This window comes from Polaribacter sp. Q13 (assembly GCF_016858305.2).
In the GTDB taxonomy this organism is placed as follows: Bacteria; Bacteroidota; Bacteroidia; order Flavobacteriales; family Flavobacteriaceae; genus Polaribacter.
Genome location: NZ_CP074436.1, coordinates 3,668,889 through 3,682,302 on the forward strand (window position 1 = coordinate 3,668,889; position 13,414 = coordinate 3,682,302).

At 31.1% G+C, this 13,414-nt stretch carries 11 protein-coding genes; 4 read left to right on the forward strand and 7 right to left on the reverse strand.

Annotation, left to right across the window (positions count from 1 at the left end; all coding sequences use genetic code 11):
* Positions 1-66 precede the first annotated feature (66 nt).
* A complete protein-coding gene (locus JOP69_RS15465; RefSeq protein WP_203391806.1) occupies positions 67-1,179 on the forward strand; it encodes a CNNM domain-containing protein in 1,113 nt (370 codons plus the stop codon).
* Between the two features lie 66 nt (positions 1,180-1,245).
* Here the strand turns inward: JOP69_RS15465 and JOP69_RS15470 are convergent, their stop codons facing one another.
* Together JOP69_RS15470 and hflX are read right to left on the reverse strand one after the other, a co-directional pair.
* Positions 1,246-1,959 carry a VIT family protein gene (locus tag JOP69_RS15470; protein ID WP_203391807.1) on the reverse strand — a complete coding sequence of 238 codons (714 nt, stop codon included), beginning with the start codon at positions 1,957-1,959 and terminating at the stop codon, positions 1,246-1,248.
* A 34-nt stretch (positions 1,960-1,993) separates the two neighbouring features.
* Positions 1,994-3,202 carry a GTPase HflX gene (gene hflX, locus JOP69_RS15475; RefSeq protein ID WP_203391808.1) on the reverse strand — a complete coding sequence of 403 codons (1,209 nt, stop codon included), beginning with the start codon at positions 3,200-3,202 and terminating at the stop codon, positions 1,994-1,996.
* 276 nt (positions 3,203-3,478) lie between these two features.
* Between hflX and JOP69_RS15480 the strand changes: the two genes are divergently transcribed.
* A complete protein-coding gene (locus JOP69_RS15480) occupies positions 3,479-4,456 on the forward strand; it encodes an endonuclease/exonuclease/phosphatase family protein (protein ID WP_203392093.1) in 978 nt (325 codons plus the stop codon).
* Positions 4,457-4,549: 93 nt separating this feature from the next.
* Here JOP69_RS15480 and JOP69_RS15485 read toward each other — a convergent pair whose 3' ends face one another.
* Positions 4,550-4,789: a hypothetical protein gene (locus tag JOP69_RS15485; protein WP_203391809.1), complete on the reverse strand. Its 240-nt coding sequence runs from the start codon at positions 4,787-4,789 to the stop codon at positions 4,550-4,552.
* 48 nt (positions 4,790-4,837) lie between these two features.
* Here JOP69_RS15485 and glpQ point away from each other — a divergent pair, with 48 nt between their 5' ends.
* A complete protein-coding gene (gene glpQ / locus JOP69_RS15490) occupies positions 4,838-5,812 on the forward strand; it encodes a glycerophosphodiester phosphodiesterase (protein ID WP_203391810.1) in 975 nt (324 codons plus the stop codon).
* Between the two features lie 79 nt (positions 5,813-5,891).
* Complete coding sequence (locus tag JOP69_RS15495; protein WP_203391811.1) at positions 5,892-6,425, forward strand: hypothetical protein; 534 nt, start codon at positions 5,892-5,894, stop codon at positions 6,423-6,425.
* A 4-nt stretch (positions 6,426-6,429) separates the two neighbouring features.
* Here the strand turns inward: JOP69_RS15495 and JOP69_RS15500 are convergent, their stop codons facing one another.
* The 4 genes from JOP69_RS15500 to JOP69_RS15515 all read right to left on the reverse strand — a co-directional run bounded on the left by JOP69_RS15500 (position 6,430) and on the right by JOP69_RS15515 (position 13,323).
* The gene (locus tag JOP69_RS15500; RefSeq protein ID WP_203391812.1) at positions 6,430-7,554 is read right to left on the reverse strand and encodes a glycerate kinase; all 1,125 of its coding nucleotides are present in this window, start codon (positions 7,552-7,554) and stop codon (positions 6,430-6,432) included.
* Positions 7,555-7,565: 11 nt separating this feature from the next.
* On the reverse strand, positions 7,566-9,212 hold the full coding sequence (locus JOP69_RS15505; RefSeq protein ID WP_203391813.1) for a sodium/solute symporter: 1,647 nt from the start codon (positions 9,210-9,212) through the stop codon (positions 7,566-7,568).
* A gap of 23 nt (positions 9,213-9,235) precedes the next feature.
* Entirely contained in the window at positions 9,236-10,540 is a 1,305-nt protein-coding gene (locus tag JOP69_RS15510; RefSeq protein WP_203391814.1) for a trehalase family glycosidase, read from the reverse strand.
* Between the two features lie 101 nt (positions 10,541-10,641).
* Positions 10,642-13,323, reverse strand: coding sequence for a TonB-dependent siderophore receptor (locus JOP69_RS15515; protein ID WP_203391815.1), 2,682 nt, complete (start codon positions 13,321-13,323; stop codon positions 10,642-10,644).
* Positions 13,324-13,414 lie beyond the last annotated feature (91 nt).

The following is a 13,414-nucleotide window of genomic DNA, read 5'->3' on the forward strand; positions in this document are numbered from 1 at the left end:
AAAACCTCAAGAAGAAATTCTTGAGGTTTTTTATTTTCCTTACTTTTACAGTCTAAACCTTTGTTGATGACATTATTAATAATTTTCGCTACTATTTCTATTTTCTTTTCATTTTTGTGTTCTATATTAGAAGCAGTTCTGTTAAGTATTACCCCAACTTTTATCAATCTTAAAAAGAAAGAGGGTTATGAGTATGCTACACAATTAGAAATACTAAAAAAAGATGTAGACAAACCTTTAATTGCAATTTTAACTATTAATACCATTGCGCATACGGTTGGTGCAATTTTGGTAGGTGTACAAGCTAAAGTAGCCTATGCAGAAATGTATGGTACTTCTGTGAAAACAATTTTAGGTATTAAATTAACAGAAGATGTTATGGTAGGTATTGTATCTACTATAATGACCATTTTAATTTTAGTAGCTTCAGAAATAATACCTAAAACTATTGGGGCTACGTATTGGAAACAGTTAGCTAATTTTACTTCTAAAGCGTTAAAAATTATGATTTTTCCACTAAAGTGGACTGGTTTTTTATGGGTATTACAACTTACCACAAAATTGATAGGCGGTAAAGGACATGGAAGTATTTTAAGTAGAGAAGGTTTTTTGGTGATGACAGAAATGGCAGAAAAAGATGGTGTTTTTCATGAAAGTGAAAGTAAAGTTATTAGAAATTTATTAGGTTTTAAAGAGATAAAAGTAAATGATGTAATGACACCAAGATCTGTTTTAGAAATTGCAGATGAAAGCCAAACCGTTCAATCTTTTTATAAAGAGCATAAAAACTTGCGTTTTTCTAGAATTCCTGTTTTTGCTGAAAATCCAGATGAAATTACAGGGTATTTTCTAAAAGACAATTTGTTAGAAGCCATGATTAGTGGAAAAGGAGAAGCAACTTTAGCCTCTATAAAAAGAAATATTATAATCGTAGAAAGAGATTTATACATTCCAGATTTATTTGAAAGATTGATTAATGAGAAAGAACATATTGCTTTAGTGGTAGATGAATATGGCTCTGTAAGTGGTCTCGTTTCTCAAGAAGATGTTATAGAAACTTTACTAGGTTTAGAAATTATGGATGAAAGTGATTCTGTTGCAGACTTGCAAGCTCATGCCAGAAAATCTTGGGAAAAACGTGCTAAAAGAATGGGGATAATTGAAGATAAAAAAGAGTAGTATTTTTATACTACAAGTTTTTTAAAACAATTATTTATTACCAACAAACAGCAGTAATTATTTTTCTTAGAGGGTTACATTAAAAAAATATCCAACTAAAGCAGTTAAGCCCATAGCAACGGTACCCCAAAAGGTAATTCGTAAAATAGCTTTTCCAATATTAGAACCTCCTGCCTTAGCAGAAAATGCTCCTAAAAGCATTAAAAAAAGGATGGAAAAACCATAAATTGAATATTCCAAACTTTTTAGAGGAAGAAAAAGAGTCACTAAAAACGGAAGTATTCCGCCGAGGGTAAAAGCGGCTCCAGAAGCCATTGCAGCTTGTATAGGGTTTGCTTGACTAATTTCATTGATACCTAATTCATCTCTAATATGTGCAGCTAAGGCGTCTTTTTCTGTCAATTCTTTAGCAACAATTAAAGCAGTTTCTTTTTTAAGACCTCTATTTTCATAAATACTTGCCAACATTTGTAGTTCCAGTTCTGGCATTTCTTCTAATTCTATTTTTTCCCTTTCAATGTCGGCGTTTTCAATATCTGTTTGAGAACTTACAGAAACATATTCTCCTGCCGCCATAGATAATGCTCCGGCAACTAAACCTGCTAAAGTTGCCAAAATTACAGGTTCTCTTAAATCACTTGCAGCTGCAACTCCAATAGCCAAACTTGCGGTAGATAAAATACCGTCATTTGCTCCTAAAACAGTAGCCCTTAACCAATTACTTCTGTGTATGTAATGGTAGTCTAAATGGTCGTTTAATTCAATAGAGCTCTTGTTCATTTCTAAAAAGTTTAATTTAATAAATTATAACTATTTATTCTTCTTTATATTCATAATATAAAAAGTCATTATAAGGAAAACGTTGAATATGAATTTTCTTCACTTCCTCGTATGTTTTTTCTTTAAATTCTTCTAAATTATCTTTGTTTAATGCAGAAATAAAGATAGATTCTACATCATAATCATTCATCCAAGTTTTTTCCCAATCTTGTAACGTATAATGTTTTTTATCTCTTTCTGTAACGATATCGTCTTCATCAATAGTTTCATGAGAATAGGCATCAATCTTATTAAAAACCATTAGAGTTGGTTTGTCTGCACACTTTATATCTGCCAAAATAGTGTTTACAGAAGCAATATGGTCTTCAAAATTTGGGTGAGAAATATCTACAACGTGTAACAATAAATCTGCTTCACGTACTTCATCTAAGGTAGATTTAAAAGACTCTATCAATTGTGTAGGTAGCTTTCTTATAAAACCAACCGTATCTGTTAATAAAAACGGAATGTTCTTTATTACCACTTTTCTAACCGTGGTATCTAAGGTTGCAAATAACTTATTTTCAGCAAAAACATCACTTTTGCTAATCACATTCATTAAGGTAGATTTACCAACATTGGTGTATCCAACTAAAGCAACTCTAACCATTTTACCACGATTTTTACGTTGCACCGCCATTTGTTTATCAATGGTTAATAATTTCTTTTTTAGGATGGTTATTTTATCACGGATAATACGTCTATCTGTTTCTATTTCGGTTTCACCAGGTCCACGCATTCCAATTCCCCCTTTTTGCTTGTCAAGGTGAGTCCAAAGTCTTGTTAAACGAGGTAATAAATATTGACATTGTGCCAATTCTACTTGCGTTTTAGCCGAACTTGTTTGTGCTCTTTGTGCAAAAATATCTAATATTAAGTTGGTTCTGTCTAGAATTTTACAATCTAAAACTTTCTCAATGTTACGTATTTGTGCAGGAGACAATTCATCATCAAAAATGGCTGTTCCAATATGATTCGATTCAATATAATCTCTAACTTCTTCTAACTTACCTACACCTAAAAAGGTTTTAGGATTTGGTTTCTCCATCTTTTGTACAAAACGTTTAACGGCAACTCCACCTGCAGTTAACGTTAAAAATTCTAATTCATCTAAATACTCTGTAGATTGAATTTCATCTTGTTGCTGAGATATAATACCGATTAAAACGGCTTTTTCAGAAATAACTTCGCGTTCGTCTATCATAGAATACAAAAATACAAAGATTTGATTTGTAAAAGCATAAAAAAAACCTCAAGATAGTAGAGGTTTTAATAATTAATTCAAATTCAAATTCAATACTTTTTCTTCTTATAGCAATGGGTTTTTATAGGTTTATACTTTATTCAGATTTTAATCATTGCAAATTTATAAGAGAATAAGATAATATACTATAGCTTAATGTTAACAAAACATATAATTTAAGTTATGAATACAGATGGAATATTTTCTTATTTTTACATTTCACCTAAAAAATCATCAATGCTTTCATTTTTTTCATCCTCAAAAAGGAGTAAAGACATTCTTACAGTCGGATTTTATAATGTAGAGAACTTATTTGATACTGTAAATGATCCCAAAACTTTTGATGATGATTTTACAACAAACGGAAAAAATCATTGGAACAATAAACGTTACAGAGATAAGATTAAAAAATTAGGTTCTGTAATTTCTCAATTGGGTGCAGAAAAATCTTATAATGTACCGGCAATTGTTGGTTTGGTTGAAGTAGAAAATGCAAAAGTTGTAAAAGATTTGGTAAACTCTAAATACCTAAAAAAGTATCATTATGGTTTTGTGCATTACAATTCGCCAGATGAAAGAGGAATTGATGTGGCTCTTTTGTATAATAAACAAATATTTGAATTAATAGATTCCGAACACTTTCCATTGTATTTAGAAGATGAAAAGGGAGAACGAGATTATACTAGAGATATCTTAGTTGTTTCTGGTAATTTAAACGGAGAATTAGTCCATATTTTAGTAAATCATTGGCCATCTAGAAGTGAAGGTGTGGATGTGTCTGAACCCAAAAGGATTGCTGCAGCAAAATTAGCCAGAGTAATTATAGAGGGAATACAAGCAAATAATTTTGATGCTAAGATTATCATTATGGGCGATTTTAACGATGATCCAACAAATAAGTCTGTTAAAGAATTTTTAATGACAGATGATTTATTTAATCCTATGGAAAAAATATTGGATAGAGATGCCGTTGGTTCTTTAACTTATGAGGGTAAATGGAATTTATTTGATCAAATTATTATCACAAAAAACTTTTTGGATAAGAAAAAAGGTAGATTGTATTTTAAACATGCCGAAGTTTTTAATAAAAAATGGCTAAAAATATTTAAAGGAAAATTAAAAGGAAGTCCCTTTAGAACGTATATTGGTCCTTGGTATCAAGGAGGTTTCTCAGATCATTTTCCGGTGTATGCTTTCTTTAAAAAGGGAGAATAAATATGAGATACTTTAAAGAAATTGTAGAAGAAAATTAAAAATAGATGTTTTAATTATCTTTATTCTACAATTGATTTTCATCGTTTAAACTAATTATTCTTTTCCAAAATCTTTAAAAGCATTTTTTAGCTTTTCATCATTTAAAATATACTTTTTGTATTTGCCGTCTCTATATCTGTAATAAATAAAGAAAGGCATAAATAGAAAGGAAAAGTAAAATACGCCTAACCCCATTACAATTTGTGCTTTTTCATGATCTGTATTTACGAGATAGATTCCAATAGCCATCCAAACTAAAAAGATGGCAAACATTATTTTTAACGTTAACTTCATATTGCAAAATTACAAAAGTTATATCTTTAATTTCTAATTTTTAGCGAAATGAAATCATTTTCATTATTTTTGATTGGTTTGCTACTTTTTTCATGCAATTCACCTAAAAAAGATTTACAGATGAACACAAAAATTGTGATTGCCCATAGAGGTGCTTCTGGTTACTTGCCAGAACATACCATGGAAGCAAAAGTAATGGCTTATGCTATGAATCCTGATTTTATTGAGCAAGATTTGGTGTTGAGTAAGGATGATGTGCCAATTGTAATTCATGATATTTATTTAGATGATGTAACGGATGTTGCCCTAAAATTTCTGGATAGGAAAAGAAATGACAATCGTTATTATGTAATTGATTTTACGTTTAAGGAGCTACAAACGCTTACAGTTACAGAACGATTTAATCCTGAAACGGGAGCCCAAGTATATCCAAATCGTTTTCCGATAGGAAAAGGAAATTTTAAACTCCATTCTTTGCAAGAAGAAATAGAGTTGATTCAAGGTTTAAATACATCTACAGGAAAAAATATCGGTATTTACCCAGAAATTAAAGATCCTGGTTTTCATCAAAAAGAAGGTAAAAACCTAACGGAAATTGTACTAAAAATACTTGCGGATTATGGTTACAAAACCAAAGCAGACAATTGTATTTTACAATGTTTTGATGCTAAAGAATTAGAAAGGATTCGGAAAGAATTAAAGTCTGATTTGTTTTTAATTCAACTTATGGAATTTGAAGAAGAAACAAAACAATTAGCCGATTTTGCTAGCTATGCAGACGGAATAGGACCTTGGTATAAACAAATTTTAGATAAGAAAGTAGAGGGGAAATGGCAATTTACTTCTTTAGTTACCGATGCTCACAAACTCGGGTTAAAAGTGCATCCGTATACTTTTAGAGTAGATGATTTAGATGAGTTTGCTAGTTTTGATGAAATGCTAAAAACACTTTTAATTGATGCAAAGGTAGATGGTGCTTTTACTGATTTTCCAGACAAAGTTTCAATATTCTTAAAAAAGTAAAAAATAAATTAAAAAGTGCCATAAATAAATTGAATTTCTATTTAGTTGCAGTATTTTTATTTTTAAATATATATGTATTATGAGCACAAAAATCTATTCTATAAAACACGCTAATAATATTTTAGATCTTTTTAATGCTGAGGATAAATTATACAGCTCTAAATGGTTTATGGAGTTTGGTAAATTTGGTTCTGAATTCTTTAATGAGCAAGAAAAAATAATTTTTTATGTTTCTAAAAAGTTCAAATTTTGGAAGTGGAAAATGGTGTTTACCATAAAAAATGATCATGGAGTGGTAACAGAATTAATTTCTATGAATGCTAAAAAAACCATTTATGCTATTGATGTAAATGATATTACTTATGAGCTAAAAATTCATCATAATAAGAAAAGATCTGTGTTTAAAAATGGTGATAAAATAGCAGAGATAGACGAATCTTTTTTAGATACCGATTTTAGTGATCGAATAAAACTTCAACTTTTGGAAGAAAAAGATTTAGAAATTTCTTTTTTATTGTTTTCTTGCTTAAAAATAGGAGAAGTAGAACAAAGAGGTAAAACAATTATTACCAGTCAAAAACAATTAGAACCCAACGACGAACCTTGGAGTTAGTATTTTAAAGGTTTTTTTCTGCGAATTTTCTTGATAATAAACGCAGGTATTCTCTGCTGTTTTCCATAGAATCTTTTAGGCTCTTTGCATAATTTATAACAGCATCCGTATATTGAATTCCAAAATTAGCAGGTTGTTTTCCATCTAAATCTATCGCGCCACAAAAAGCTGCTACTTTTATTTTTTTAGCTACCGCAGAAGTCAACACTCCTTGTATTGTTTTGCCAGACATGGTTTGTGTGTCTAGTTTTCCTTCACCAGTAATAATCCAATCTGCACCTTCAATTTGAGTATCAAAATTCGCGATATTTTTTATCAATTGAATACCGGGTTCTAAAGTTCCGTTTAAGAATATTTTACTAGCAATTCCCATTCCACCTGCAGCACCAGCACCTTTTACTGACTGAACATCGATCGTGAAAATAGCATTTAGAATTTCAGAAAAATCTTGTAAGCCTTTATCTAACATTACAATATCTTCTTCTGATGCACCTTTTTGAGCACCATAAACATAGGCTGCACCATTTTTTCCGTATAAGGGATTGGTAACATCACAAGCTATTTTAAAATCTACAGCACTTAATTTAGGATGAACATTAGTAACATCTATCGCTTTTATATTCGATAAATTTGCGCCAATAGGTTTTACTGATTTATTGTTTTTATCTAAAAACTGATAACCTAAAGCCGTTGCCATTCCAATACCACAATCGTTGGTTGCACTGCCGCCAATACCTATAATAATAGTTTTAGCACCCTTGTTAATGGCGTCAACAATCATTTCTCCTGTACCTAATGTAGTCGCATTTTTACAATCGAATTGTGTTGGTTTTAGCAACTTAACACCAGATGCTTCTGCCATTTCAATAAAAGCCGTTTTTGTTTTTTCTGAATAAATGTAAGTTGCATTTATAGTTTCAAAAAAGGGGTTGTTCACTTTTACATTTATGGTACTTCCTTTAAGGTAGTATTCTACAACTTCAATAGTACCGTCACCACCATCTGCTAGTGGTAATTTAAGAATTTCTGTATTGGGGAATTCTTCTAAAATTCCTTTTTCAACAATATTGCAAAATTCTAATCCTGTTAAAGAATTTTTAAATTTATCTGGTGCTAGTACTATTTTCATTTGCTTAAATTTTAACTTAAAATAGTTGGAAGGAAATAACTTAATACAACTATAAAAACAAAAAAAGCGACAAGAATATATACTTCTTTTATCATGAAATCTTCTTTTTTAATGCTTACATTAAAATTGGAAATACGTTTTACTTCTGTGCTACGTGTAAATGCACTAACAGTATAGGCAACTACCAATGCAATTATTACGCCCGTAAAGTTTAGCCAAATCCAAAAAATGTTAAATCCTAAATCTATATGAAACAATTCTTGAATGGTTTTAGAAAATATAAGGTTGATTAATACGGCAGATATAATTGCAGCATTCATACCAATGTGATTTACTTTTTTAGAAAAGAAAGCCAAAAAGAACGTCACTAATACTGGCCCGTAAAATACAGAACCAATTGCGTTAATTATTTCTATCACCGCACTTTTACTTCCTCCAAAAAGAAAGGCTGCAGCAATACAAATTACACCCCAAAATACAACTGATCCTTTAGAAATTAACATGTATTTTTTATTGCTTAATTTTTTGGTTCCTCTGTTAAAGAAATCTTCTACAGTTACTGCAGATAAAGAATTAACAGTAGAACTTAAAGAAGACATTGCTGCCGATAAAATACCTACCATTAAAATACCAATTAAACCATGAGGCAAATATTTCATGATAAAAACAGGAATCATTAAATCTGCTTTTACACCATGCGTTGCAAATTCTTCTGGAAAATATTTTTGGGTAGTCATGGCTATTTCTTCTAAGAAACCTGGAGCTTGTGTTATTAAGCCACCAATTACTAACCCCATAATACAATAGATTAAAACGACAGGGAATCTTAAAAGTCCGTTGGCTAGTAAAAGTTGTTTAATGGTTTTTTCATCTTTAGCAGATAACATTCTTTGTGCTTGTGTTTGGTCGCAACCATAATAAGAAGCATATAAAAAGAAACCACCAATAATCATTGGTAACAAACCATATTCGTTTCCTTCACCAATTCCTAGATTATAGTCGATTACTTTTAACCTTTCAGGATCAAAACCATTTGGCAAACCACCATGTTCTTGTAAAAGAGTCCAACCGAAATATAAGCATATAATTAAACCTGCGAAGAGAATAATCATCTGTATAGCATCTCCCCAAACTACGGCTTTCATGCCGCCTTGCCAAGAATAGATAATAGTAATAACACTAATTATTAAAATGGTGTACATAAAATCGATGTCTAAAACCGCTTGTAAAATAATGGCAATAGTATACACCATAACACCTGTACCCAATGCACGACTTATCTGAAAAACAATACTTAAAATTAAACGTGTAGAAGTACTAAAACGCTTTTCTACAAACTCATAAATACTAACGACTCCAGACCTAAATAAAGGCGGAATTATAACAATCATAATAAAAATCATTGCCAAAGGAACGGCAAACTCAAAGGTTAACCATTTCATTCCTCCACCTAATTTTAAGCCAACAAAAGCGGGTGCAGAAATAAAACTGATGGCAGATAATTGTGTAGCCATTGTAGATAAACTCAAAGGAAACCATCCCATGCTTTTGCCTCCTAAAAAATAATCTTTTGAGTCTTTATTGTCTTTAAAGAAGAAACCCATTCCTAAAAAGAAAATGATATAAAATATTACGATACTATAATCTAGCCAATTCATAATCAGTTTGTTTTTATGTGAATTTAATTTTTAAGCATATCTATTAATAAAGCGGCACTCCAAGAAAAATGATTACCTCCATAACCTGCTTTACCCTCTTTATGCATTTCTTTTCTAGAATCGAAATATTCATAAAAGCCATTTTTTTCAATCATATCTATAGAATCTTGTTTTACACGTTTAGAGATATCATTATAGCCATATTCTTTTAATCCGTTAAAAAGCATCCAATTTAAATTGATCCAAACAGGACCTCTCCAGTATTTTTTAGGATTAAAACGATCACTTGTTGGATCGAAAGAAGCACATAGATATTGGTTCTCATTACCAAATTTTTCTAGCATAACATTTACCATTCTTTCTGCTCTTTCTTTTGATGGAATACCAGCAAATAAAGGTGAAAATGATGATGATGATAAATATCGTAAAGGTTTTTCGTTTCTTAAATCATAATGAATATAAGCGCCTATTTCTTCATCAAATAATTTGTTGTTAAACGATTCTTTACTTTTTGCTTGCCATTTCTCTAACTGTGCTACTTTATCACTGTTATCTCCAAGAAATTTATACAAAGCGATTAAACTCTGGTTAGATTTTATAAGCATTGCGTTAAACAATGGATCTTGAACTAAAAAAGGCGATAATTCTGCTATTTTTTCATCACTATAATTATTCGCTTTAGCAATTTCTATAATATGTAAATAATGATCGTATTCTCTTTTAGACGGACGTTGAGCTGCATCTACATGCGTGGTGTCTCTTCTTTCAAAAGTATATTCTGGCGGATTCATGGTTGCCCAAATATCATCCCAAATAGGAGAGTTGTCTGTACCAGATTCCCAATTATGATAAATATAAACTAATCCTTCGTTCTGTGGGTCTCTATTTTTATAAAAATATTGGTGATTAAAATATACTTTATCAATTACAGTTTCAATATATTTTAAAGAAGCTTCTTTATTTGTACTTATTTTATACATTTCTTCTAACACAAAACCTGTTACGGGTGGTTGTGTCATTCCTGTAGATTTATATTTTTTTGATGCTAATGGATGTAGGTCTGAACGATGAAAGTCTGGCCCAGGAAAATAACTATCATTATCTGTATGAAATACAATATGTGGTATAAATCCGTTTCCCCATTGAGCATCTAATAAGGTTTCTATTTCTTTTTCTGCTTTTGGCATATCAAAATGTGCAAAACCGATGGCTATAAAACCAGAATCCCATTTCCATTGAAAAGGATATAAATTAGCACAGGGAATACTAAAACTTCCTGTCCAGTTATTATTAAGTACTTCTATTGCTTGTTTTTCTAATTTGTTCATATTTAAAAATGGATTATAATAATTTAAAAACTCACTATTCAGATGTTACTTAGAATAGTGAGTAACCTAAAAATGAAACTTATTTATAAAAGGTTGGGGGATTAAAAATTAAGGGTTGCTGTTACAAACATTCTTCTTGGTAGAATTGGTCTTCCGTTAAAAAATTCGGCATCACCAGATTGGTTTACATTCCTTGGATCTCCTTCTGTAATACCAGAACTATCAAATAAGTTAAAGAAAGAGACACCTATTCTTAAGTTTTCTTGGCTGTCTTCCGATTTATTTAAACCAAAGGTGTAACCTGCACCTAATCTAACAATGTTTATTGCTTCTAACTCTACGTTGTTGTTATCTGCAGCAAACTTTTTTCCTGTATGATTTAAAGAAAGCAGCGCATCAAAACTATTATTGTCATAGTTTAAACCTAAACTTGCTAGGAAATTAGGTTGTCTTGCTAATTTATTACCAACATTAATTTCTGTAGATCCACCATTTTCTAAATCTTCATCAATGTTTTTTGTAATTTCATGTTCTTGGTAAGTAGCAGTACCTCTAAAATCTAAATGATCTGCTAGTTTATAAGACCAGTTTGCTTCTAAACCTAAAGTTTTTGTTGCTTGTTCAGATCTCGTTTTATCAATTAAAGCACCAGCAGTATTAAATGCTTGCGTTATTTTAATTCTATCGCTTAAACTTACATAGTATGCAGCCAAAGACCCAGATAATCTTTCTTTACCTAATTTTACACCAGCTTCAAATTGAATAATTTTTTCTGAATCGTAATTTGTGTTTTTTATACCTGCTACAGGAGCAAAACTTCTAATTTGTGGAAAGAAAAAACCTTTTGAAAAGTTAGCATATAAATTAACTTCATCTGTTAAATTATGCAATGCAGCTAAAGATAAAGCCCAGTCCGTAGCATCAATATTTCCTCTTGTAAAACTTCCATCGGCATAATTAACGTTTGCTAATTCTGCAGTTAAAGTAGCATCATCGTATACTTTAGTGCTTACTATGTTTCCGTTACTAAAAGTACCATTTGTATTTTCTATTCTAATACCAGCATCAAAACGCCATTTATCATATACAATTTCATCTGTTAAATAGAACGCTGTTTTGTTTTGCGTTAAAAACTTGTTAGATGTCATACCAATTCTATTATACAATCCTCCTTCAGAGAAAGTAACATCATTACCGCTAGCATCTACATAACTTAAGTTTACTAAACGTGGATCGTTGTTAAATTCTGATAAAACTCTGTATTGATAGTTAACATCTTCTGCTTCGGTAAGTGCTAAATAAACACCTGCTGTAATATTATGAGTTCCTTTAATTGTTTCTAAGGTTTTAGTAAAAGACGCTTCTCCAGAATAGTCTGTCATTGGGCGTAATCTATCTACATGTAAATTATCTACCACTAAATCTGAATTGCTTACAGATGAACCAGCTGCACTTCCTTGATATTGTGCTGTATATCCTTGGTTTCCCGGAGCAACATTTGCAACGTAATCACTTAATTTAATTGGGTTTCCGTTGTCTCCGTTACCACCAACATATAAAGCAAAATTATGTTTATAATTAGCGTATTTTATTTTTGATTTAAATTTTAAATCATCAGAAAACTTATAATCAAAATCTCCCATTAAATATCCACCAGCGGTGTAAACACCATCTTCTATAGGGCTTTCATAAGCGCCACCTGCAGTTAAAAATGAGGTATGTGCTAATTCGCTAGATAATAACTGAGAAACTGGTTGTCCATCATTTCCGTCAATTCTATTTCTATCACCATCTAATGGAAGTGGCAAAAAGAATTGAGCTCTGTCATTAATAAACTGACCATGTAATGTAAAAGATCCTTTATCAAATTTCTTTTTAATGTTGGCTCTAAACTGTACACCTTTTGTTGGCATACCTGTTTCTATTGGTCCGTCATCTTTTCTAACAAACCCCGTAAAAGCATAAAAAGTATTAGAATCTTCTCCTCCTAATCTTCCTCCAGAATAAAAATCTGTTTTTAAACGACCTTTATCTGCCCATTCTACATTTACGATATTACCAGGATTTGAATCTCCGGTTTTACTTGTATAGTTAATAATTCCGGCTACAGAACCAGCACCGTATAAAACAGCTGCACCACCTCTTACAAATTCTACACCTTTAAAACCAATATCTGGTCTTGCGTAAACATCATGTGCAGACGAGTTTAAACCAAACGTACTCATTAATGGCATTCCATCATATTGTAGTGGATTAAATACATATTGTCCTCCTGAAGGTAAACCTCTAACAAAAACGTTGGTTGCTGTTTCACCACCACCACCTTCTGCAGTAATACCAGGTACACTTCTAAGGATATCTGCCTGACTATTGGCAGAAAGTTTTGTAATTTCTTTTTGCTTAATAGAACTAATAGACATTGGTGTTTCTTTTTGAGATCTAAAAGTTGCAGAGGCAGTAAGTACTATTTCATCTAGTTCTGCGCCTCCTTCTTGTAAAACAACATCAACTTTTATTGTAGTTCCATTTAGATTCACTTTCTTTTCGAAAGTTGTAAATCCAATATAGGATACTTGAATTGTTTGAGCGCCATTTGCTGAAGATGTAAAACTATAATTTCCATCAAAATCAGATGTTCCTCCGGATGTAGTTCCTTTAATAATAATACTTGCACTCGGAATTCCTTCGCCTGTATTATCTTTAATTGTTCCCTTTATATTTGTCTGAGCTGCTACTACAGAAAAACTAAAGACACATAATAATGTAAGTAATGAATATTTCATGTTTTTAAGAATTAGTTAATTATAAGCCAAATTTATTAACAATTACAACGTTTTAAATGCTTTTTTTTACGGAAATGTTACGCAAACGTTT